At 69.3% G+C, this 22,200-nt stretch carries 23 protein-coding genes; 6 read left to right on the forward strand and 17 right to left on the reverse strand.

Translation table 11 applies throughout. The features are described from left to right. Positions 1-3: 3 nt before the first annotated feature. Complete coding sequence (locus tag BLW75_RS39120; protein WP_034320956.1) at positions 4-819, reverse strand: glycosyltransferase; 816 nt, start codon at positions 817-819, stop codon at positions 4-6. A gap of 323 nt (positions 820-1,142) precedes the next feature. On the opposite strand from BLW75_RS39120, the gene BLW75_RS39125 reads away from it, so the two are divergent. Together BLW75_RS39125 and BLW75_RS39130 are read left to right on the forward strand one after the other, a co-directional pair. Continuing rightward, positions 1,143-2,552, forward strand: coding sequence for an exopolysaccharide biosynthesis polyprenyl glycosylphosphotransferase (locus BLW75_RS39125; RefSeq protein WP_241784008.1), 1,410 nt, complete (start codon positions 1,143-1,145; stop codon positions 2,550-2,552). After that, the gene (locus tag BLW75_RS39130) at positions 2,534-3,838 is read left to right on the forward strand and encodes a putative glycoside hydrolase family 15 protein (protein WP_091599316.1); all 1,305 of its coding nucleotides are present in this window, start codon (positions 2,534-2,536) and stop codon (positions 3,836-3,838) included. Before BLW75_RS39125 ends, BLW75_RS39130 begins: the two co-directional genes overlap by 19 nt. A gap of 6 nt (positions 3,839-3,844) precedes the next feature. On the opposite strand, the gene BLW75_RS39135 is transcribed toward BLW75_RS39130, so the two are convergent. From BLW75_RS39135 to BLW75_RS39175, 9 genes are read right to left on the reverse strand one after another with little or no spacing between them, the layout of a single operon-like run. Then, entirely contained in the window at positions 3,845-4,936 is a 1,092-nt protein-coding gene (locus BLW75_RS39135; protein ID WP_034320959.1) for a glycosyltransferase family 4 protein, read from the reverse strand. Beyond that, positions 4,933-6,042, reverse strand: a complete 1,110-nt coding sequence (locus BLW75_RS39140; RefSeq protein WP_034320962.1) for a glycosyltransferase — start codon at positions 6,040-6,042, stop codon at positions 4,933-4,935. The genes BLW75_RS39135 and BLW75_RS39140 overlap by 4 nt, the downstream gene beginning before the upstream one ends. Further along, positions 6,039-7,553, reverse strand: coding sequence for an oligosaccharide flippase family protein (locus BLW75_RS39145; RefSeq protein WP_241784010.1), 1,515 nt, complete (start codon positions 7,551-7,553; stop codon positions 6,039-6,041). Before BLW75_RS39145 ends, BLW75_RS39140 begins: the two co-directional genes overlap by 4 nt. After that, positions 7,472-8,734, reverse strand: coding sequence for a glycosyltransferase 87 family protein (locus tag BLW75_RS39150; protein WP_208610337.1), 1,263 nt, complete (start codon positions 8,732-8,734; stop codon positions 7,472-7,474). The genes BLW75_RS39145 and BLW75_RS39150 overlap by 82 nt, the downstream gene beginning before the upstream one ends. Further along, complete coding sequence (locus BLW75_RS39155; RefSeq protein ID WP_241783550.1) at positions 8,731-9,612, reverse strand: YveK family protein; 882 nt, start codon at positions 9,610-9,612, stop codon at positions 8,731-8,733. The genes BLW75_RS39150 and BLW75_RS39155 overlap by 4 nt, the downstream gene beginning before the upstream one ends. After that, positions 9,609-10,679, reverse strand: a complete 1,071-nt coding sequence (locus tag BLW75_RS39160; RefSeq protein WP_091599320.1) for a glycosyltransferase family 4 protein — start codon at positions 10,677-10,679, stop codon at positions 9,609-9,611. The genes BLW75_RS39155 and BLW75_RS39160 overlap by 4 nt, the downstream gene beginning before the upstream one ends. Further along, entirely contained in the window at positions 10,654-11,880 is a 1,227-nt protein-coding gene (locus tag BLW75_RS39165) for an O-antigen ligase family protein (RefSeq protein ID WP_034311240.1), read from the reverse strand. Before BLW75_RS39165 ends, BLW75_RS39160 begins: the two co-directional genes overlap by 26 nt. Next, positions 11,877-12,848: a polysaccharide deacetylase family protein gene (locus BLW75_RS39170; RefSeq protein ID WP_034311243.1), complete on the reverse strand. Its 972-nt coding sequence runs from the start codon at positions 12,846-12,848 to the stop codon at positions 11,877-11,879. The genes BLW75_RS39165 and BLW75_RS39170 overlap by 4 nt, the downstream gene beginning before the upstream one ends. Next, a complete protein-coding gene (locus BLW75_RS39175) occupies positions 12,845-13,687 on the reverse strand; it encodes a hypothetical protein (RefSeq protein ID WP_034311245.1) in 843 nt (280 codons plus the stop codon). The genes BLW75_RS39170 and BLW75_RS39175 overlap by 4 nt, the downstream gene beginning before the upstream one ends. Before the next feature lie 453 nt (positions 13,688-14,140). On the opposite strand from BLW75_RS39175, the gene BLW75_RS39180 reads away from it, so the two are divergent. Both BLW75_RS39180 and BLW75_RS39185 read left to right on the forward strand, forming a co-directional pair. Further along, a complete protein-coding gene (locus tag BLW75_RS39180; protein WP_034311573.1) occupies positions 14,141-14,500 on the forward strand; it encodes a hypothetical protein in 360 nt (119 codons plus the stop codon). 291 nt (positions 14,501-14,791) lie between these two features. Next, on the forward strand, positions 14,792-15,496 hold the full coding sequence (locus tag BLW75_RS39185) for a hypothetical protein (RefSeq protein WP_034311247.1): 705 nt from the start codon (positions 14,792-14,794) through the stop codon (positions 15,494-15,496). An 82-nt stretch (positions 15,497-15,578) separates the two neighbouring features. Here BLW75_RS39185 and BLW75_RS43080 read toward each other — a convergent pair whose 3' ends face one another. Then, positions 15,579-15,725, reverse strand: coding sequence for a hypothetical protein (locus BLW75_RS43080; protein WP_167373566.1), 147 nt, complete (start codon positions 15,723-15,725; stop codon positions 15,579-15,581). Positions 15,726-16,181: 456 nt separating this feature from the next. Then, a complete protein-coding gene (locus BLW75_RS39190; protein WP_034311250.1) occupies positions 16,182-16,490 on the reverse strand; it encodes an ANTAR domain-containing protein in 309 nt (102 codons plus the stop codon). Between the two features lie 923 nt (positions 16,491-17,413). Here BLW75_RS39190 and BLW75_RS39195 point away from each other — a divergent pair. Continuing rightward, complete coding sequence (locus BLW75_RS39195; protein WP_034311252.1) at positions 17,414-17,896, forward strand: DNA ligase-like domain-containing protein; 483 nt, start codon at positions 17,414-17,416, stop codon at positions 17,894-17,896. Positions 17,897-17,914: 18 nt separating this feature from the next. Here BLW75_RS39195 and BLW75_RS39200 read toward each other — a convergent pair whose 3' ends face one another. Both BLW75_RS39200 and BLW75_RS44280 read right to left on the reverse strand, forming a co-directional pair. After that, a complete protein-coding gene (locus BLW75_RS39200) occupies positions 17,915-18,655 on the reverse strand; it encodes a hypothetical protein (protein WP_034311255.1) in 741 nt (246 codons plus the stop codon). 101 nt (positions 18,656-18,756) lie between these two features. Further along, complete coding sequence (locus BLW75_RS44280) at positions 18,757-19,212, reverse strand: STAS domain-containing protein (protein WP_091599322.1); 456 nt, start codon at positions 19,210-19,212, stop codon at positions 18,757-18,759. Between the two features lie 571 nt (positions 19,213-19,783). Between BLW75_RS44280 and BLW75_RS39210 the strand changes: the two genes are divergently transcribed. Next, positions 19,784-20,254, forward strand: coding sequence for a hypothetical protein (locus BLW75_RS39210; RefSeq protein ID WP_034311258.1), 471 nt, complete (start codon positions 19,784-19,786; stop codon positions 20,252-20,254). Between the two features lie 239 nt (positions 20,255-20,493). Here the strand turns inward: BLW75_RS39210 and BLW75_RS39215 are convergent, their stop codons facing one another. The 3 genes from BLW75_RS39215 to BLW75_RS39225 all read right to left on the reverse strand — a co-directional run bounded on the left by BLW75_RS39215 (position 20,494) and on the right by BLW75_RS39225 (position 22,150). Beyond that, entirely contained in the window at positions 20,494-20,844 is a 351-nt protein-coding gene (locus BLW75_RS39215; RefSeq protein WP_034311261.1) for a hypothetical protein, read from the reverse strand. A 313-nt stretch (positions 20,845-21,157) separates the two neighbouring features. After that, on the reverse strand, positions 21,158-21,505 hold the full coding sequence (locus BLW75_RS39220) for a hypothetical protein (protein WP_034311264.1): 348 nt from the start codon (positions 21,503-21,505) through the stop codon (positions 21,158-21,160). A gap of 303 nt (positions 21,506-21,808) precedes the next feature. Next, a complete protein-coding gene (locus BLW75_RS39225) occupies positions 21,809-22,150 on the reverse strand; it encodes a hypothetical protein (protein WP_034311267.1) in 342 nt (113 codons plus the stop codon). Positions 22,151-22,200 lie beyond the last annotated feature (50 nt).

Raw genomic sequence — 22,200 nt, forward strand, 5'->3', positions numbered from 1 at the left:
GGATCACAGCTTCCGGTACGGGGCCGGGCTGAGCCGGTCGCGGACGAGTAATTTCAGGTACTGCACGAGGGTGCGCCGGAGTTTCAGCTTGCTCGGCCCCTGCTTGCGGTCGTAGCACAGCACGAGCGGGATCTCCTTGATCACCGGACCGCAGTGGCGGAGTTTCAGCAGAAGTTCCACCATGCAAGCGAAACCCTGTTCCTCGATGAGCCGGTCACCCCAGTGCGCCGAAGCCCTCGCCAGCAGCGAGGCGCGATACGCGCGATAGCCACTGGTGAAGTCGCGGACCCCCTCGACGGCCAGCGCGTGCTGGAACAACCGGGCGGCGCCGCGGGAAAGCAGCCGCCTGACCGGCGGCGCGGTCCGGTCGTCGCCGCCCGGCACGAAACGTGAGCAGATCGCGACATCCGCCCCGGCCACGATCTCTTCGCGCAATCGGCGGATCAGGCCGGGATCGTGCGTGTCGTCGGCGTCCATCACGACGATGATGTCGTCGGTGCCGGATTCCTCCAGTGCGGCGCGAAGACCGGATTGCACGGCGCGCCCCAGGCCCAGATTGACGTCGTGCCGGACGACGCGTACCTCGAGCCCCCCGTAGCCGGATCCGGCCACCGTCGCGGAGCGGTCGGACGAACCGTCGTCGACCACCCAGACGGTGAGCCGCTCGGTGAGCGCGGTCTCGGCGAGGCGTTCCAGTAATACCGGCAAGGCCTTCTCTTCGTTGAACGCGGGCAGGACCACATGCGCCCGGCCGCCCGTCCGCACCTCTCCGCGGTCAAGGTCCGCCCTCGTGGCCAGGACGGTTTCATTCACTGCCACGTTTCCCCTTCGACTCCTTGAAATGGTCGCGGGCCGTAAACCTCGGTTCGGCCGCCTGCTCATTTTCGGCTATGTTGATCCCTTTCTTTAGTGACGTCCCGCGTCCCCCGAAAGGAGGGGTGGTCCTGAAAACACAATGCGCTCACCGGTATCCCCTGAAAGGTGGATCCGCGGCGTTCGTCCGATCGGGTCGGCCGCGCGGAAAGCAGGGAAGAAAGCAGCGGACTGAATCGGGCTTGGTTCGATTGGCTGGTTTGTGATGAAGGTGGAAATATCGTGATGACGAAAACGTCCCGTGGCGTTCACCGGGGAGCGTCGGCGCGGTGACCGAGCTGAGAACTCCGTCGCCACCCCGGCCGGCCCGTGCCCGGTCGTACCGGCGACTCGCCGCCACGCGCCGGAGACGGCCACTGCTGGCGCGGGTCAACGCCGTCATGGTGCTGCTCGTCGCCGTCGACGTCGCCGCCTGGCTGGTGGCCGCGCGGACGGCGGACGTGACCGTGCCGGAAGCGTTGCTGGCCGGAGGGATTCTCGGCGGCGCACGGGTCGCCGGACGGGTGCACCGGCGCCGGTTGTGGTTGTCCTGGCTGCAGGATCTGCCGCGATCGGTGGCCACTTCGGGGATCGCGTTCCTGGTGGTCTCGTGTCTCGAGCCCGCGACCCGGCCGGAGATCTCGGGGATGCCCGGGCTGGTGGTGGGGTTCGCGGTGCTGAGCGAATGCGCCCGGCCGTGGGTGTTCGCCTTCGGGCGGTGGGGGCGCAGACGGTTCCGCCGCTGCGACCGCGCCATCGTGGTCGGTGACGGCGACAGCGGCGGCGAACTGGTGCGCACCATGTCACGGCATCCGGAATTCGGCCTTCTGCCGGTGGGATTCGTTCCCACGGGCCCGGTCACGGAGCCGTTTCCCTTCCCGGTGGAGCTGATCCGCGACGGACTGGCCGAAGCCATCGTCCGCCACGGGGCGGGCACGGTGGTGCTCGCGCACGACGGGGAGGGCGACGGTTCCACCGTCGACGCGGCCGTCACCGCGCATCGGCTCGGCTGCGTCACCCTCGTGCTTCCCCGGTTGTTCGCGCTCTGCCCGGACAGGCTCGGCGTGGACCGGCTTCGCAGCTATCCGTTGATGCGATTGGCGGGCTCGCCGACGCGCCGGCCGAGCTGGCTGGTCAAGCGGGTGATCGAGACGGTCCTGGCCGCCTTCGCGCTCGTGGCGCTTGCGCCGCTCATCGCGCTGTGCGCGCTGGCGGTCGTGGTGGAAAGCGGGTTCCCGGTCATCTTCCGTCAGGTGCGCGTCGGCGTGGACGGCCGTACCTTTCTGCTCTACAAACTCCGCAGTGTCCGGCAGGAGTCGGTCGACGACTCGGCCACGCGCTGGTCGGTGGCGGGGGATCACCGGGTGGGGCCGGTCGGCCGCTTCCTGCGGAAGTCCTCTTTGGACGAACTTCCCCAGCTGTGGAACGTGGTGCGCGGCGACATGGCCCTGGTCGGTCCGCGTCCGGAGCGGCCGGTGTTCGTCGAAGAGTTTTCCGCCGTCCACGATCTCTACTGGGCCCGTCATCGGGTACCGACCGGGTTGACCGGTCTCGCCCAGGTCCACGGCCTGCGCGGCGACACCTCGATCGCGGACAGGGCGCGCTACGACAACTACTACATCGCCAACTGGTCACTCTGGCTCGACGTCAAGATCGTCATTCTCACGGTGGGAGAACTGTTTTGCCGAAGGCAGCGCTGAGGCGCGCACATCCGGTCGCCGTCCGGCTCGCCGTCGGATGCGTCACGCTGGTACTGACCGCGGGATGCGTGACCAGCTCGGCCGGGGAAAAGGCGGCTCCACCGCCGAAACCACTGGCACCGTGCGCCTGGTGGTACGGGATCGGGCAACCGCCGACCGCACGCGAACTGGAACTGGCCGCCAAACGATACGACGTGGTGGTGCTCAACGCGGACCAAGGCGCGGCGATGCGGAAGCTGCGCGAGCTCAATCCGCGCATCAAGGTGCTGGTGTACAAGGACTTGTCCAGTACACGCAACTACGCGGGAGCGGTGACCGGCGGCGAGGACGCCGAGTTCCTGCCGAGCGGGATCGGGTACGTCGCGGCCCAGCGCACCCATCCCGAATGGTTCGCCACCGACACGCGAGGACGGCGGATCGAGTGGCAGGGCTACCCGAAGCACTGGCAGATGACGGTCTGGGATCCGGCCTACCAGAAGGCCTGGGTCGACGCCGTGGTGGCCGAGGTGACCAGGGAGGGCTGGGACGGGATCCTGGCAGACAACGATTTCAACTCCTTGAGCCACTACTCGGCGGCGCTCCTCGCCGGCACCACGACCGCGGCGGAAACCGACCGGAAGCTGCGTGACGGGCTCGACGCCTTCCTGTCGCTGATCGGGGAAGCCGTGCAGAAGGCGGGGAAGTTGTTCGTGCCGAACGTTTCGGAGACTCATCTCGTGCCGGGAAGGTGGACGGCTCATTCCCGCTTCGGTGGCGCGATGGAAGAGAACTTCGGCTTCCGCGAAGACGGGGGGACCGGCGGCCTGCTCACCTTCCGCGGTAACGAGTTCCAGGAGCTGCGTGCCCAAGCCGCGCTCGGGGAGTCGTTGCTGCTGCTGGTCACCCGGACGAGATCCGCTCAGCAGGCTCGGGCAGGCTACGCGAGTGCCGCTCTGCTGGCGGGGCCCCGGACGTGCTGGACCCCGGCCACCACGGACGACTACCGCGACCCCGAGTGGTCCGCCCTGCAGGACAGCGGCCTGGGCGAAGCCGTCGACGCGGCGGGGCGGCAGCCCAACGGTGTATGGACCCGGACGTTCACCAACGGCTGGGTGGCGGTGAACCCGACGGCGGCGACACAGACCGTGACGCCTCCCGAAGGTCTCGTGGTGGTGGGTCCGCGGACCGCGGTGACTTCTCCGACGAAGGCTTCGTCGACCGCGCCACCTTCGTCCCCGGCACCGCCCGCTCCGATCTCACTGGCCGCCGCCGACGCGGTGGTGATGGTCGAACCCGGTGAGGGATAGGGCGGATCAGTGGAGCAGCGACGCGTACAGGTCGAGGTGCCGTCGCGCGCAGACCTCCGGCGTGTACCGCCGGGCCCGGGCCGCGAGAAGGACGCCGGTCCGGGCCGGATCCGGATCGGCGAACAACGCGCGCAGTCGTTCGGCGAGCGCGGGGATGTCACCCGGTGGTGCCAGCGGTGCCGAGCCGAGCATGTCGGCCACCCCGCCGGTGTCGGTGGCGACGACGGGCTTGCCGGCGGTCATGGCTTCGGCCACGACCAGCGGCTGCTGTTCCATGGCCGAGGGCAGCACCAGTGCGTCCGCCTTCGCCAGCAGCGCGGGGACGTCCGGACGGAATCCGAGGAAGGTGACCCGTCCCCGCAACGAAGGCGCTTGGGCCGCGCGCTCGGCGTCCGCCCGTTGCGGGCCGTCACCCACCACCGTCAGCCCGGCGCCGGGCGGGAAGGCGCCCGGCTCGGACAACGCCGCGAGCAGGTTCAGGATTCCCTTTCGCTCCACCAAAAGGCCCACGAAGATCAGGTGCCGGACCTGACCCCGCGGGGGTTTCGCTTCGGCAGGCTCGACACAGTTGTCGATCCGCGCCAGACGGCTCTCGGGGATCCTCAGCCGGTCACGGAGGAACCGCCCCATCGGCTCGGCGGGCACGACGGTGTGGTCGAGCACGCGGGCCACGGTCGCGTCGCCTGCCAGAACCGCCCGGGTGTAGGCGGACGGTCCGGCCGCTGCGCGCTCGCCGCGGAACCACGGCTCGGTCACGTCGTCCGGAACGCCGTGGTAGGTCTGCACGAGAAGGGGCCGTGGCCCGCGGGAGAAACGCATCCCCGCGAGGATGAGGCCCGAGCGGCGATCCTGGGCGTGCACCACGTCCGGCCGCCACGCGCGGATCGCCGCCCGCGCGCGACCGGCGGCCGCGAGATCGCGCTTGTCCGCGACAAGGAGCCGTTCATGGTCGCCTCCCAGCAGGCCGGCGTCCCTGGCGGGGACGGGGCCGAAGACCCGCACCTGGACATCCTGGCGGGGCATCGTCGCGGCGAGCCGCACGGTGACGTCGACCGGGCCGCCCCGGTCCTGGGTCAGCAGATAAGCGACGCGTTTCACCGGATTCGCTCCTTCGAGGCGAGTTTTTCGACGAGGACGGAGATCTGGTCGGTCATCCGGCCGCGGTCGAAGGCCAGTTCCGCCCGGCGTCTCCCGCGCTCGCCTTCGAGCCGGGCGGGTCCTGGTTCGGTGAGCCGGACGGCCACCGCGTCGGCGAGCAGGCTCAGGTCACCCGGAGGCAGCACCACTCCCGCGCCGGCGACGCTCTGGCGCATTCCGCCGACGTCGAAGGCCACCACCGGCCGTGCGCAGGCCATGGCCTCCAGGGAGACGAGTGCCATACCTTCGGCACGCGAGGGGAGCACGACGACGTTCGCGGACGCGTAGAACGCCGCGGGGTCGTCGGTATGGCCCGCCCACCGCACCGATCGGTGGGACGCGACGGGGTGACGGTCGCGCCAAACGGCACCCATCGGCCCGTCCCCGGCGAGGACGAGCAGCGCGTCGGGCACGCGGCGGAGCACTTCCGGCCAGGCCGACAGCAACTGGTCCTGTCCCTTGAGTTCGGCCAACCGGCCGAGACAGACCGCGATCGGGGCCCGCTCGGGCAGACCGAGCCGTCTTCTCGCGGCGACCCGATCGCGTGGAGCGAACTTCGCCGTGTCGACGCCATTGCAGACGACTTCCGCGTCCGCGGTGATCCCCGCTTCCCGGCCGGCGGCGAGTTCGTCGTCGCTGACGCACACGACGAGGTCGGTCCAGCGGGCGGCGAGCCGTTCCCACGCGGTGGACGCCTTCCGCAGGGGCCCGCGGACGGTCTCGAAGGACCACAGGTGGGGTTGGAACACCGTGGGCCGGGACCCGCGCAGGGCCAGCCTTCCCGCCAGCCCGGCCTTCGAGCTGTGCAGGTGCACGACATCCGGCCGCAGTTCGGTGAGAACGCGGCGCAAGCTCGCCGTTTCGCCGATCACTCGCGGGCCGGGAGAACGGGTCGCCTCCCAGGCGCGCACCGCGATCCCCTGCGATCGCGAGTGTTCGGCGAGCCAGCCCGACGGCGGGCAGACCACGGTCACCGACCAGCCGCGATCCCGTTGGGCCACCGAGAGTTCGAGGACCACCGCCGCCACTCCCGCGGTCACCGGCTGGGAAACGTGCACGATCCTCACCGCAGCCCTCCCCGGCGCAGCGCGAGCAGCTCACGGCGGTGGAAGGCCAGCGTCGCCGCCGTGTACCCGGCCATGAGCACCAGTCCCTCGCCCAGCGCGCCCGGCACCGAGTCCGCGGATCCGAACGATCCCGCCTGGTCCAGGAGAACGGCGGGCAGCGCGCCGAGCACGCACGCGGCCAGGACACGCGACACGATCCCGGTGAGTTCCTGTACCGGTGGCGCGGCTTCGAGCCGCGCCAGGACGTGCCAGGCGATGGGGAGCATGAGCCAGGCCGCGGCGAACTGGACGGCGGCCACCACTTCGATTCCGAAGGGGGTCAGCAGGGCCAGCCCGGCGACCAGCAGCCCCAGGTGAGAGCACTCCAGGGCCAGGTACCGCCGGGCGTGGCCGGTCGCCTTGACCGCCTGGTACCAGATCTGCAGCAGGCAGATGCCCAGGCCGTAGCCGCAGAGCAGGACCAGCGGCGTCGCCGCGTCCGCCCATCGCGCGCCCAGCAGCACGACACGGTCGGCGAGCACGGCGAGGGCGAGATACAGACCGCCGGTGAGCACGAGGACGGCGCGGGTGAACCGGGAGACCATCTCCCGCAGCGGCCCGTCTCGACGGCACAACCGGGTGAACACCGGGAAGGCCACCGCCCCCAGAACGATCGCCACGGTGATGTAAGGAACCCAAGCCAGCCGGTAGGCCAGCGAGTAGACGCCGACCGCTTCCGGTCCGAGGAGACGTCCCACCGCGAGGTAGTCGAGGTTCACGAGCAGCGCCGCCACGACGGCGGCCGGTCCCACGATCGCCACCCAGCGCAGCGCTTCCACCGCCGCGCGGGAGTCCCAGCACGGCCGGATGCCGCCACCCATCAGCGCGCCGAGCAGGGGCTGGGCGACCGAGGCACAGACGAAACCGGCCACGAGCGACATCGGCCCCGCGCCGTCGAGGGCGAACACGATCGTCACGGCAGCCCCCAGCACCGCGCTCCCGCCGTCGGGCACCATCCGCCGCCGGAAGTCCAGTTCCCGGTGCAGCAGAGCCAGCTGGACCCCGCCCGCCGCCGCGAACGGCAGGCCGAGCGCGGCCAGGCGGACCGGGCCGGCCGCGTCCGGGACGCCGAGCGCCTCCGTGACCGGACTCGCGACGGCGACGAGGACGAGCCCCAGGAACAGGCCGGCGCCCACGCTCAGCGTCAGCACGGTCCCCGCCATCCGGCGGGAATCCCGTTCGGTACGGCTGATCACGTCGTACACGCCGATCGACTGCACCACCTGGCCGAGGTTGACCAGCGACACCGCCAGCGCCACGACACCGAGTTCCCCCTCGGTCAGCAGCGCCGCCAGTGCCAGGGTGACCACCATCTGGCTGCCCTTGCTGACCAGGTTGACCGCGCCGAGCCACAGCGAGCCTCGGGCGGCCTTCGTACCGAGCTCGCCGGTCATCCGCCGCCACCGGCCGCGATCGGCGGGGCGAGGCGCGACCCGGACAGCCGCACCGCCGCGCAACTCGACGCGCACCACGCGAACACCACGGCGAGACCGTCGACCGTGACCGCCACTCGCGGTCCGAACAGCGTCACCAACGCGGAGTCCACTGTGTACAGATGCGCGAACGGAACCGCCACCGCGAGCACCGCGAGCCCGGCCGTGCCCCACCCCGGCTCGGACCGATGACGCCACCACAGCACGGCCACCACCGCCGTCGCGGGTACGGCGATCAGCACGTCCCCCGGCTGGTGCACCACGCAGACCACCACGGCCAGGCACGTCAGAAGATCCGCGACCGGCGACGCCCGGTCGAGTCGCCGTACGAGCAGCACGCTCGTGACGAGCACTACCGCCAGAACCACCAATTCGATGCCGTCGGGCGCCCAGCCGGTGACCCGGAACAGCACCGCCGCGACGTCGATCCGTTGCGCGGTCGGGGAATCCACCGCGCCGTAGGCGGTACCCCTGGCATAGGTGAGGTTCGCGGCGACGACGTCGGCGAACGCGCCGATCCCGCCGGTCCTGGCCACCAGCAGCACCACGACCGGCAGGCTCGCGACCGCCGCGATCGCGGTCCCGGCCAGCGCCACCCGCCGAGAGCCACGGGCGAACAGCAGGATGGCCAGCGGAAACCCGAACTGCGGTTTGAGCCAGGCGAGCGCGAGCGCCACCGCCGCCCAGCCCGGACGGTCCCGGCAGAAGAGCAAGGCGCCCGCCACACCGACGGCGATCAGCGGATTCACCTGGCCGACGTAGAGCTGCGCCTTCCCGACCTGACTGGCCACCAGCAGGGCCGCGACCACCACCGTCGTGACCACGAACGGGACGGTGACGAGCCGCCGGACGGCGTACGCGGTCAGCGCGGCCAGCGCCACCAGCAACAGCAGGGAGAACACCGAGAAGGCCACCGCACCGACCCGGTAACCGGGCAGCGCGAACGGCAGGTGCGCCACGAGGTGGTAGGGCTGGTAGAGGTTGAAGTCCTGCCGCACCGGCCAATGCGCGAACATCGCGGCGGGGTCGTAGGGGACGCCGCCCGCGAGGAACTCCCGGATCGGGTAGTACAGCGCGTCGCGGAAGTCTTGCGTACGTTGCTCGGCGGGGTCCGCTTGACCTGGCAGCGGTACCTGCCAGGACGGCGCGAGCGCGTGCCAGGCACACAGCGACCCGGCGATCGCGGCGACGATGAGGATCGACCGCTCTCTCGCGGTCACGTCAGCACCACCGCGACGAGCACGGCGTCGGCGGGCAGCACACCGGCCACCGAGGTCAGCTCGTCGTGCCGTCGTCGTCCGGCGACGGCCACCACCGAGGTGCCGTCGCGGTCCGCCGAAAGCGTGGCCGCCAGCTTGGCGGCCGCCTCACTGAATTCGGGAGCGACCGGGACCACGCGGAGCGGCCGGCCCGTCGCGAGACCGAGCACGGCCAGTCGGTCGGCGGCCGCCGGATCGTCGCCGCGCAGCACCGCCACCGGCCGGTGGATCCCCGCGGCGAGCAGCGCGCGGCGGACCGATCCCCGTCCGCCACCGAACCGCGGCGAAGGAAGCCGCCGGAGCGCGGCCACCGCGAGCCCGGCCGCCACGGCGGCGACCAGGGCGAGCCCGGTCACCAGCGAACCGTCGGGCGAGACCGCGGCCACGTCGGCCTTGGCGTCCAGTGGCCGCAGCCTGCCCGCTGGGGCGAGCAGACGAGCGTCGGCCAACGCCTTGCCCAGCGCCGTGACCGTGGCACCGGCCTGCTCCGGTGACGCCGCCCGCACCGACAAGCGCGCCAGACCGGAGGCGGGCACCAGTTCGACCGAGACACGCCGGCCGAGTTCCTCCGGCGAGTAACCGGAGAGCGGCGCCACCGCCTGAAGTACCGAGGGACTACGGGCGAGTTCGACGAGTGCGGGCAAGGTCAGTGAGACGACTTCGCCGTACTGCGCGGCCGAGCCCTCCACCTCGGCCGCCGGTTCGGCCAGCAGGCTCGTACGTCCCTGGTACTGCTCGTCGCGCGACAAGCCCACCGTCAAAACCAGCGAGCCGATCACCAACCCGGCTGCGGCGCTGAAGGCCACGGTACGCGGGATCCTGGTCAGAAACTGTTTCACCGCTTGCCTTCCAACGTCGTGCGGAGCAGTTCGTCGTAGGCCTTCATCACCGTGTGGGGGTCGTACTCCCGCTGGATCTTCCGCTGGCCTTCGGCGCCCAGGGAATCCCGGGTGGACCTGTCGCGCAGCAGCGGCCGCAGCGCCTCCGCGACGGCTTGCGGATCGCCAGGTGGCACTACCACCCCGGCCCCGCCCGACAGCACGTCGCGGACGCCGCCGACGTCGGTCGCGACCACCGGGCGACCGGAGGCCATCGATTCGAGCACGGCCAGTGGCAGGCCTTCCCAGTCGCTGGTCAGCACCGTCAGGTCGGCCGCCGCGAGAAGGTCGGGAACGTCTTCGCGGGTGCCCAGGAACCTGACCTTCCCGCCCACCCTCTCGTGGTGCTCCTCCAGCGCGGCGCGAAGTTTCCCGTCTCCGGCCAGCCACAGCACCGCGTCACCGTCGAGCCGTGCCCAAGCGTCCAGCAGCACGTCGTGACGTTTCTGCGACTCCAGCCGGGCGAGGCAGAGCGCCACCGGAGTCCCGTTCGTGACGCCGAGCGACGCCCGCACCTCCGCCCGGCCGAAATGGGGACGCCTGGTGAACACGGCGTTGCGGATCACCACCGGCCGCCGCACTCCCGCTCCGGCCAGCTGGTCGGCCGTCGCCGGGGAAACGGCGACCACCCGGTCCGAGGTGCGCCGGACGATCCGTGCGGCCACCGCCACTTCGTCGTCCGCGACGCCGTGGAAGACGGTCACCAGCGGCCGTCGCCGTCCAGGGGCGAGGGCCAGGCGGGAGACCAGGCTCGCGCCGACGTTGTGCGCCACGACGATGTCCGGGCGGAACCGGGCGATGGCCCGCCGGACCGCCCATGCCGCCCGCAGCACGCCTCGCCTGCTGCGCAGGGTGAGCGGCATCGGGAAAACCGCCACGCCCTGCGCGGCCAGCGCGTCGGCCCGGAACCCGCCGCCACTGGCGACCGCGGACGTCCAGCCGTACTCGGTACCACGGCCCGCCATTTCCGCCACGAGGGTTTCGGCCCCGCCGGCGCCCATCTCACTGATCACGTGCAGGATCCGCATCGGAACCGCCTTTCCTTCCGTGAACCCGGTTCTCGGCCGCCACGGCGCACGCGGCCAGTGCCCACAACGGCAGGTAGTACTGCTCGGAGAGGAAGGTCGAGGTGACCAGCACGGCCAGCAGCGACGCCTGGATCACGACCGCTTCCGTCCGGGCGGAGGGGGTGCCCGTCCGGACGGTCCGTTCGCTCGCCGTCACGGCGATCCCGATCACCGCGGCGAACAGCGCGAAACCCGGCAGGCCCAGCTCGGCGGCCACCTCGAGATACATGTTGTGCGCCACCGGTGTCTGCTCGTCGAGCTCCGCGTTGTGCGACGCGGCGGCGTATTCTTCACGGAATCCGCCGGGGCCGACACCCAGCACCGGATGGGTGGCCACCAGGCGGGCCGCGGCCTGCCAGCGCAGCTCGCGGGTGTCTACATTGGACGCCGCGATATGGGTCTTCTCCTGGAACGCCCGCTCGATCCGCGGTCCGGCGAACAGAGTCGCCGCCAGGAACAGCACGCCGGCCGCGACGGCCGCGACGGCGAGAGGCCGCCAGGAAAGGACGCGGCGCAGGAACAGCCAGCCTGCCGCCGCCGCCAATCCCAAGGCGCCGCCGCGCGAGAACGTCGCCGTCGCGCCGGCCACCACCACCGTGCACACGAGGGTCACGGCGACCATTCGGCGGGGAGTGTCCCGGCGGGCGAGGAAGAGCAGCGGTACCGCGGCGACGAGGAAGTAGGCGAGATCGTTCGGATCCTCCAGCGGGCCGCTGGCGCGCGCCTGCCCGTCGACGAAGAGGCTGTACAGCGCGCCAAGGCCGGCCACGGCGGCTCCCGCGGCCATGGCCAGCAGCACGCCGCGGATCGGCACCTCCCGGCGGGCGACATCCGCCAGCACCACCGTGAGAACGAGGAACGGCAGCCAGCGTGCGGTGTACTCCGCGGTGAACGCGCCCGAAGAATGAGCCGCCGCGGTGATCGTCACCACCGTGGCCAGCAGCGCCACCACGACGTGCAGTGGTGCCGGTCCTGGAGTTCGCCGTTCCTGGACGCGGACCGCCAGCCATAGGGCGACGAACAGCGCGGGCAAGACCTTGCCGAGATGCGGATGCGCGGCTGTCAGATAGCCCTCGAGGGGAGCAGACGCCACCGTGGCATACGCGAGAGCACGCAGCATCGCCGCCCGCGTGTCGTTCCCGGGCACCGTGGAGACGATCATCTGCCGGAATCCAGCCGGGTCACCGAGCGCTCTCCGCGCGGATCGGTCCGATGCACGTGTTCGCCGGTGCCGACGACGTCGAAATGCTCGCGCAACGTCCGCAGGACCCACGCCAGCCAAGCCACCTTCCGGCTGCCCGGGGTGGCCATTCCGGGGAAGAACTCCATGCCAGGGGCCTCGGCGCCGCCGAGGACGTCGGTGGGATGCAGCAGAAGGGACGGCGAAACTCCCCGGAACAGGCACAACCGCAGGGCCGTCTTGAAATAGCCGCGAGCGAGCCGCGGGGAGACTTCGTGGAGTCGCAGAAGGTACGAGCCGTGGATCGGGGTCCGCACCAGTGGCATCGTCGTCACCGGGAGTTCGACGATTGAACCGCCGTCGATCGTCCGCCAGCGATACGCGTGCACTGGAGCCAGCACCTGTGCCACACCACCGAACAGCTCGTCGCGACCGCCGCCGTCGTCGTGCCGGGGAGCCGTCCGATTGTGATAGGCGCGGGCCAGGGGGCCGACCCAGGTCGGGAGTGTGCTGGCGTCGTAGGCGTATCCCCGTTCGGCCAGGACTTCGACGAGCTCGCGGGTGAGGCTGAAGCCCGGCCCGCGGAAGCCGAGGGGGAGCGGGCCCCCGGCGGCGACGATCGCGTCGTCGGTAAGCCGCAGCTCCTCTTCGAGACGCGCTCGCGAATAGCGGTGCAGCCAAGGCTCGTGACCGAACGAATGGTTGCCGATCTCGTGGCCCGCCGCGACGATCTCGTTGACGGCCTTGGCCCCGTCCTCACGGACGACGTCGGCGCCGACGGCGAACACCGTCGTCGTCAACCGCAGGTCCCCGAAGACCTCGAGCAACCGCGGCACCGCCGAGGGCAGAAAACTGGGGTACCGGTCCCAATCGGGATCGCCATGGGTCTTGAGGTACGCCCACAGGTTGTCGAGATCGATCGAAACGCTGGCGAGCGGGCGCGCGGTCATGCGGTCTTCCCCGTAACGCCGGGCGCGAACGTCGTCGACCGCGCGTGCGAGCCGAGAACCAGTACACCGGCCACGACCGCGGCCAGCCCGAGGACGACCCAAGACCCGCTCCCGGCGGCGACTCGGTCGCCGAGCACGGTGAGCCCGGCGACGGAGGACAGGGCGATGGTCGTGGCCTCGGCGATCGCCACGACCGTCGTCGCGAGACCACGCTGCAGTGCGGCCGCCATCGAGGCCTGTCCGACGACGGCGGCGGCCAGCATCATCCAGGTCAACGGATTCGCGGGCAGTGAAAGGACTTCCTGGTGGGCCAGCGCCCGGCTGATGATCGCCACCACCGCGAACGAGACCCCGGAAACGACGGCGGGGACCAGGAAAGTGTCCAGTCGGCTCGTCCGCGTCGTCGCCATCGCGGCGCCGATCAGCACGGCCGACAAGACCAGGACGGTGCCCGGCGACAGATCTTCCGCGACTGAGGGCTGGGACGAACCGGCGAGGACGATCAGCCCGGCCGTCATCACCGTCAGCGCCGCCCCCTCGATCATCCGTATCCGCCACTTCAAGGCCACGACACCGAATACGGTGGCCAGCCCGATCGCCGAACACGACGCCGTTTGGACCAGATACAGCGGCAAGGACTCGCGAGCGAAGAAGGCGAACGCGAAACCGCCCGCCTGTCCGGCGAAACCCAGTACGTAGAGCCGGTCGGTGGCCAGCCTGGCGAGCAGCCCCAGACTTGTTCCCGGCCGGTGTTCGGCCCGTCGGGCGGCGACACTCTGGGCGACGATTCCCATCGCGTACAGCACCGCGGAAATGACGAGTATCCCGTAAGCGACCACGAACGGCTCCTTCTCGCCACATCACGAACAGGGCCGGATTCGGCCACCTCATGGAGATGTCCGGAAGCGTAGAGACGGGAAGAACTCGCCACGTTCGAAGGACCGAACCGGGAAAGTGGTCACCCAAAGGAATTCTTCGTGTCCGTTGTTGTGGTTCACAAGGGGAGTGGCGCGAGACTCACGCGCGCGTTTGGACACCGTGTGTAGTCGAATCCGGTGCACGGGACGACTTGGCGGGCTCTCGGGCCGTTCGTGTGCACCGCTTCCGAAGGGTGCGGACGGCGACCGATTCCCCATTCGGGCTACAACAATCTCGGTCAGGCAGGGTTTCGAACCACACGATGATGGCACGAGTTGGTGATCCGCTCGCCGGTGTCGGTAGCTTTGCCGTCGCGGCACGCCGGTGTCCTTTTCGGCGTCGATGCCGTCTCATTTCCTATTCGAGGAGTGTTCATGCTGAAGAAGATCGGGTTCGTGACCGCCGCCGTGGCGGCCGGGGCGTTCCTGACAGGCGGGATCGCGGCCGCCGGAACACCGGACGACGAAGGTCACGGTCACCACGTCCACGACGTGAGCGAGCAGGTCGGCTTGGCCAACCTGAACAACATCGACGTGCTGCACAACGTCAACGCCGTGGTCGGTGCGTGCGACAACAACGTCAACGTCCTGGGTGTCCAGGTCCCGATCCGTGACTCGCTGAACGGCATCGGCGTGCCGATCCTCTCGCCGGGGTCGCACGAGGCCAGCGGTGAATCGCCCTACAACTGCGCCGCGGGCGGCGTGCTGGACGGCGGGACGAACCAGCACAACTGAGTCCGGGTTCCCGTGGGTGTGCGGGAACCATGACCAGAGATGAGTTCTCGACGATTCGCGATCGACAGACGTGCCCGGTGCGCGCCGCTCGGCGGTGGCGCACCGGGCTCTTCGTCGTTACCGCCTGTTTTCGCCGGCAGCGTGGGTCATCCGCTGTCGGAGCCGGGAAACGACAGCCGCTGCCGAGACGAACCACGGCTTCGTACCGGGCCCGGGTGCCGTCGCGCCCGGATGTGACGGGCCTTGAGCCCGCCACGAATCTCTTGATCAAGGAACTAAGGAGTATCTCGTATGCAGAACTGGGTCAAATTCGTCGTCCGGACCACGTTGGTCAGTGGCGGTTTGCTGATGGTGGGGCCGGGTGTCGCGTCGGCGACGGGGAACGTGGACCCCGACTTGCCGGCGTCACTGGTGGACCAGCAGGTCGTCACCCCCGCGGTAGTCGTCGTCGACGACTCTCTGCGTGAAGCGAAACCTTTGCAGCAGCTGGAAACCGCGGGCCGGCGCGTGCTTCAGCCGGTCGCCGACACCGCCGACGGCGCGCCCGGCGCCGCGACACCGGCCGGGCCGGTCCACCCGGCACAGGTGGCGTCGTTGCGGTCGAAGCCGCTCGCAGTCACCGAGGACGTGCTGGAGACAGAGACGCCTTCCCTTCCGCTCAGCGGCACTATCGCCACCGATCCGCTCGATCCCGGCGCGGGCACCCGCGTGACCGCTGTCAACGCCGAGGCTCCGGAATTGGGGAGCAGCCACAATGTGCGGGGAAGGTCCGACACCTCGCGAAGCGCCGGTCTCGGGCAGGACTCCGTCGTTTCTCCGGCAAGTGTGTTGCGGGAGACCGGCGCTTCCACGCTTCCGGTCGATATGCCCGTGAGCGGCCAACTGCCCACGATCGAGCAGATCGCCTCGGTGGTCCCGGATGCGTCCGCGCTCGACACGGCGCTGGCTCCGCTCGGCTCGACCCTGCTCTCTCCGCTAACGCAGACGCGCCAGTAGTTTTCGGACACCCCCGACCCAGGGGCCTGAACCCGAGCCGGCTCAGGCCCCTGGCCAGGGAGCTGGCGGTACAGAGCGGCTCTTACAGCTGCATCGCGAACCAGATCGCCATCCATGCCAGGCAGCCCAGTGCCCCGCCGACTCCGAAGGCGAGCAACATCCGCCGCAAGGCGGCGATCTGGCCGGGCCGTCCCGCTGTCTCGGTCATGCCGACGTGAACGTTCGTCATGACCGTGTTTTCCCGGTGTCACCGCGTTTTACACCTCGTTTGTGCCAGGCTTTCGAGCAGCTCGCCGCGTAGACCAGAGATGGAAGTGGCCGGTTCGCGGTGTACGTGCGCACCGTGAACCGGCCACGTCGGCCAGGCGGCGTGAACGAGGGGGAGGTCGCGCCGCGGCCAGGTGATCCCATCCCGGGGATCTCTGCGGGGATACCCCTATGTCCTAGGGCGAGAAACCACCCGTCCGGGTCGTCCCGGCGAGACCTCTGTCGGCCGACGTTCCGGGCGGCCATGTGTCCGGATTTCCCCTGTTACCGGTGACATCGATGCCTGCGTTCAGGGCGGCCAAGGGAACGCATCCGTTCAACCGACCCGAAAATGACATTCACGGGGCAGGTTGTCGTTCAAAGACGAGCGGCGCCTGGTCCCGCCGGTCCAGTCCGGTGCCCGGCGGGACGCAGTCACTCACTCTCCGAAGGATGAGCCCAGCACAGATCTTCGAGTCTCGTCCAGGACCGCCCGCACCGCCTCGGGATCGGGCAGGGGCGGCTCGACGTGGCTTCCCGAGGCGACGATCACCGTCGCGACGTCGTGAAGCTTGACGTTGGTGTGCTGGGAGATCGACTTCAGCGCCGCGAAAGCCTGCTCGGCCGACCATCCGCGTAACACCATGAGCATTCCCTTGGCCTGTTCGATCACCGGCAGGGTCTCCATCGCCCGGCGCAGCTGGTCTCGCTCGACCGAGGGGTCCCTGATGTCCTCGTGTGCTGTCATGTTCTCTATTTCACCGCACCCTGTGGTGCGGCCTACCACCGCGTTGGTCGTCGGTGGGCGGACGCTCAATCCCGCCGAAGGAACCTTTTGGCCCTGTGCAAGACAGGTTGGAGTACGCGCCGAAGGTCGAGTCGCTGTCGATGTGCCGAGAAGACGTTCGCGAGCTTCGCGCGTCGGACGTCGACCTTCTGCCTCCGCTCAGGGGCGGGAGACGGACTCGCCAGTTCTCCGGTGATCGATCCTGATTCCTTTGCGCCCTGGGCGGGTCGAGCAGAATCCTCGGCCGACGACGGCACGTGTCCCGCTGACTCCGCGACCGGCACGGTGCTTGGAGCGGGGGCCGGATTCGGGGTGGCGCGGGCCATCACGGGTCGCCGCCGGGGCTGCGTGAGAGTCTTCCGAGGTGGAACCGTCGCTGGAGGGGGAGTGCGCTTGCCCCGTCCGCCTTCTGAGCGAGCGGCTCGCCGCGGCCTTCGCCGACCGCGGTCGAGCATGTCGGGGGTGATCGCCGGGTTCATGAGCGGGGTGTGCGCGGCATCGGCGTTTGGCACAGCGGGCTCGTTCGCCGCGGGGTAGCGCGCGAACGCATCGCCGGCCGGAGGACTGCTTCGGTGCCGAAGTCGCAGAAGGCCATAGCCGCCGAGCAGTCCGAGAAGCCCGAGAAGTCCCCACCACGTCGTCATCGTCGTCCTCTTTTCCTGCGTAACCGGTCGAAAACGGGTGTCCCCTCTGCAAGCTTTCAATCGAGGAGGCCCCCGAACGTGCGGCATTGTTCACTCGTACCGGGCAGGAGAGCTAAGGTGTATTGGCGTGGTGGATAGCTGAGCAAACGTTATGTCACATGGTCTTGACCTGCGTTTATCCGGCACTGTCAGGCCAAGCGGGCTGCGGTCGAACCGCGGACGGCGGGGGACGGGAGCCCGATGCCGGCCGGCCCGGATGGTGGCCGGTTGAGGGAGGGGCCGGAGTGGGCTGAGTACAAGCTCGACGGTTACCGGGCGTGCCTGAGGGCGGCCTCCGACGGTGTCCTGACCGAGGTGCTGGCCGGTGAGATCGTCGTCTACCACGACGCGGGGCAGAGCGACTTCGGGCTACTGCGAGAACGGCGCGGCCGCTACCAGACTCATCGCAGCTCGGCTCGCCGTGATGAGCCGTTCGACGACGTCCCGGTCCGGTTTCTGGCGTTCGGCCTGCCGCACCTTGATGGCACCTCACTGCTGCGCGAGCCGTATGACGAGCGGCGGCGGCTGACCCTGTTGCCGATGCCGGATCCGTACCGGGTGGAGGTCATGCGAGCGGCTCTGCCTTGGTGCGACCTGACGCCGTCAACGCCGGGTGGCCGGAGTGCCCGCCGGCCCGGCAGGATTCCCGCGAACGCGTCAGACGGTGTGGGCCGGGCCGACTGAGCGGCCCGGCCCACCGGTTCATCGGCGATCGTATGCGTGGTGATGGTGATGGTGGTGGTGGTGGTGTCCTGGCCGGCCGATCGCGTCGGCCACCGCGTTCACTTCGTGGGTGACGGCACCGTCTTCGCCTGCCGCGGTGTACCACTTGTGATAGTGCGCGTGCTGGGGGACGGCGGCCGCCTGCACGCCTTCGGACACGGCGCCTTCCGGACCGGCGGAAAGGTCGGCGGCTTCGTACGCGGCGTAGTCGTCACCGGCCTGGCTGACGACGTGTGAGGAGGTCGCGCCCGTGACGTCCGCGGTCTTCGTCGAGGCGGTGTAAGCCACCTGGGCGTGGTGGGGCTTATGGTCGTGGTGGGCTTTCGACGGGCGGTGCCGGGAAGGAGCCCTGTCCCCGTCGGTGTGGGCGATCGGTCGCTTCCCGTACGTCGTGGACGGTCGGCCGGGTTTGTCGTCGACAGGCAGGGTTTCGGCCTCGTCGTTGGAGCCGGCCTCTTCGGTGTGCAGCACGGCGGCTCCGGTGGGGCCCGCCAGTACCGCGCTTTCCTCGGTCCACCAATGGTCGTCGTCACCGTGGTCCCAGACGGAGACACTGTCGATCGTGCCGGCGCCACCGATTCCGGCGTAGGTCGCGGAGGTTTCGACGAAGTCGGCGGTGCCGGGTCCGTCGCCTGTACCGGCTGAGGCGAGGCCCGCGGAAACCAGGGAAAGCGGGACGACGGCTGCCGCCGCGAGCGCCCATCGACGCAATTCAGTCATGATTGTTCGTGATCCTTTCGAGTTGGTGATACCTGACGCGAATATGGTCACTTGAATCGACCTCGGGTGGATCTCCACCCGCTTCGGGACAGTACTCTTGATCAACGCGAAGAAAAGTGTGTCACGGCCATCGAACCCTTTCGATACCTTTGTCCATGTGGTTGCCCGGGCAGGCTTGACCCGTTGTGGTGCACCGTGTTCATGGCTTCGACGACAGTGGGGCGAAAGGAAAGGAAGTGCTCCAGGCCGAGTGCGGTGACCGGGCGCAGAAGTGCGGATTGCGTGGAGGCGATGGTGAAATCGACGCCATGAGAACGTGCTTCGGCGCTCGCGTTCACCAACGCCTTCAACGCCGATACGCAGCAGAAGAAAACTCGTGTGGCGTCGACGACGATCGCGTCGGGACGCGTGTGCAGAGTTCTCGAGAGATGGGTGGCCAGACGGTCGACGGTGACGGCATCGAGTTCCCCCTCGATGCGGAGGACCGTGCACGCGGATCCGGAGCCGACGCTGAACTTCGCCGGTGAGTACTGCGAGGCAAGAGGGCGTGGACGCATCGGCGGCTCCCGCGGCAGTGGGTGTTCGAGAGGCGCCCCGGCGCTCCGCCGTCCGGGGCGCCTCTCTGGCTGATGCCTTTCAACCGGTGCCTTCGTGTCAGGTCCCAGCGCCGGCGATATCGGACTTTCAGCGTGTGGCCAGATTAACGACGCGTCGCCCGGTCAAGAAGTAATCGATGCCGATGCCATTCTTAAGAGTGTCTTTTCTGTCGATGTGAAACGTCACGATTACCCAAGAGCGTTCGGAGGCAAACGGCGCGGTCGGGTGAATCGACGTTTGCCGATACGGGCGGCGATGGTGGCACCTTGGGTGAGAAGAAAGCGGAAAAGTGGACCGATCGGTGGTCGATGGCCGCCCGGTCCGGTGAGCCGGTTACGCAACGTGCCTTTCGGCGACGGGTCGTCGGGATGCGGTTCACGCGAACTTGACGTTTGCGTCGCCGATTCCGGATCGGTCGTGCACTGTGTGGAATGGAAAGCCGCTCCCCACGTTGCCCGCACATTCGCGTTATTCGCGGAGAAGGTTCACGATGAGCGGAGTCGGCAGTCGGAAATCCGGAGGAGTTGCGAAATGAGAAGTAAACTGACGCGAGCGTTCACGGTGCTCGCCACCGCGGCCTCGGTGGCGCTGGCGGGCGTGGGAGTGGCGCAGGCGAGTGGCCCCGGCGGGAACGGTTCGTCCAGTACCACCAGTGCGGCGGCAGTGGTTCAGACCATGCGTGACGCGCTGGTCTCTCGGGTGGACAAGGGAGACGTGCCGGGCGCCCAGGCGAGCCTTGGCGAACTCGCGCCGGTACTCACCGACCTGGCGCGTGGCGAGCGTTACGTGATCCAGGCGCAGGCGAAGGAAACCGCGGTCACCGCCCGGCAGGAGAACGCCGAAGCGCGTCAAGGAGTGGACGAACTCGCCGCTCGCATGGAGACCGAGGCGGGGCTACCGCCGGTGACGGCGTTGCTCAACGCTCTGGTGCAGCGACTCCTGATCAGCCTGTCCTCGCTGGTGAACGATCTCCTTGGCGGGCTTCCCGTACCGGCCGGATAGTCCGGCCGGGCCCCGGACGGGCGGCCCCGACGAAGGCCCGGCGCGGGATCCGCGCCGGGCCTTCGCCGGTTGGCGTGCCGCTCGAGCATTGGTGCGAGGCGTTCGGGACTTGCCGCTCTTGCAGGGCAGGTAACGAGTTGCGTCGGTGTCCACGAGGCCCCGCGACGCGAATCTTCGCGCACAGGGAAAAGCCGCCGCGCGGTGGGGCGACCGCGCGGCGGCTCGGCTGAGGAGGCGGTTCAGTTTTCCTGGACGGTCCCGCCGTCTTGGATGACGCCCGAGGCGCAGTTGTCCGGGGTGGCGCCTTCGGCTTCCGTCTCACCGGGGGAGAGGACGGGCACGGCGATACCTTCGGCGACGTCACGGACCGGGACCTGTACACCGAGCACGTTCACGTTGTTGTCGCAGACGCCGCCGACGACGTTGAGGTTGTGGACCGCGTCGACGTTCTGGATGTTGCCGAGCCCGAGCTGGCCGTTGTGGTCGACCGGGTGGCCCGCGACGGTGACGCCGGCCGCGGAGGCGGTTCCGCCGGCGATCGCCATTCCGGCGGCGAGAGCGGTGGCGACGAAGCCGAGCTGCTTGATCACTGAAGAAAACTCCTAATGAAGCCCGCCGGCAGGTGCCGGCGGGCGGGATGTCCGGGCTGTCGCGGTCTGCGATGGCCGCGTCCGGTGGTGTCGGTTATGGTGCGAGTACCTCGGGTGGGGCCGGCCTCCCCTGGGCTTGGTGACCGGCCCCACCCGTGCCGGCGTCGCCGTGCGTCGCGGCGTGTCCGGAGACGGAGCAGGAGTGCGACCTCTCTCCGTGCTCCGGGCACGCACTACGACGTCGACGCGATCGCCGGACCCTTACCCGGCCGTCTTCCGTGCACGTCGGGCGGTCCCGGGCAAGGAGATCTTTCTAGTTGTCCTGCACCGTGCCGCCGTCGGTGATGGCACCCGCGGCACAGTTGTACGGCGAGTTCCCCTCGGCCTCGTGCGCACCCGGCGACAGGATCGGCACGCCGATGCCGTTGAGCGAGTCGCGGATCGGCACCTGGACGCCCAGCACGTTCACGTCGTTGCCGCACAGGCCGAGGGTGCCGTTGACGTTGTGCAGCGCGTCGATGTTGTTCAGGTTGACCAGACCGAGCTGGCCGCTGTGGTCGTAGCCGTCGTGGTCGTCCGGGGTGTCGGCGGAAGCGATGCCGCCGCTCAGGATCGCTCCGGCGGCCATGGTGGCCGCGACGAAACCGATTTTCTTCAACATTCGTGAACTCCTTGATTCGACGATTACGTCGGACCGGACGGCAGGAAGGTGTGCTTCCGTCCGGTGGGGAAAACGTACTGATGTTCAGAGGCGCTTTCCAGGCGGGACCACCCATCGTGTGGGTACCGCGGCCCGCTGACCGCGCATCGTGTGGCCCGATCGGGTTAGGCGGGACTCCCTTGGCCGAAAAGCACTTCAGTCGATCTTCGAATCAGGAGTGTCTATGTGTCAAGGAAATCGGACATGACAAATCGCCCTGTACCGCCGTTTTCACGGTGGCACAGGGCTCTTTTGCCATCGGTGTCAGTCGGGCCAGGCCTCGGCTTCGGCGGTGAGGGCGGTCGTGACGTCGATCGCTCCCGTCCGGACCCGCCAGGCGAGCGAATCCGGCCGGGGCTGGATGAGCAGCCAGCCGACGACGTGTTCGTCGGTATAGCGCGGGTTTTCGTCGTCGCCGATGCCGAGCGCGGTGAAGTACTGCCTGGCGGGCCAGGTTTCCGGAACCCAGGCCCGTGACCAGCGCGTCACGATACGGGCCAGTTCGTTGTGGTTGTCGGCCGGATGGATCAGCCGATCCCCGGCCGTGCAGATCAACCGGGTGGAGAAGGGCGCGCCCAAGGGCGCTATCAGGTGTTGTTCGGACAAGTTTCCCCCAGTCCACTGGCGTGGACCACATGCGTCGATGACGGGTACTC

This window comes from Amycolatopsis lurida, from assembly GCF_900105055.1.
Classification (GTDB): domain Bacteria; phylum Actinomycetota; class Actinomycetes; order Mycobacteriales; family Pseudonocardiaceae; genus Amycolatopsis; species Amycolatopsis lurida.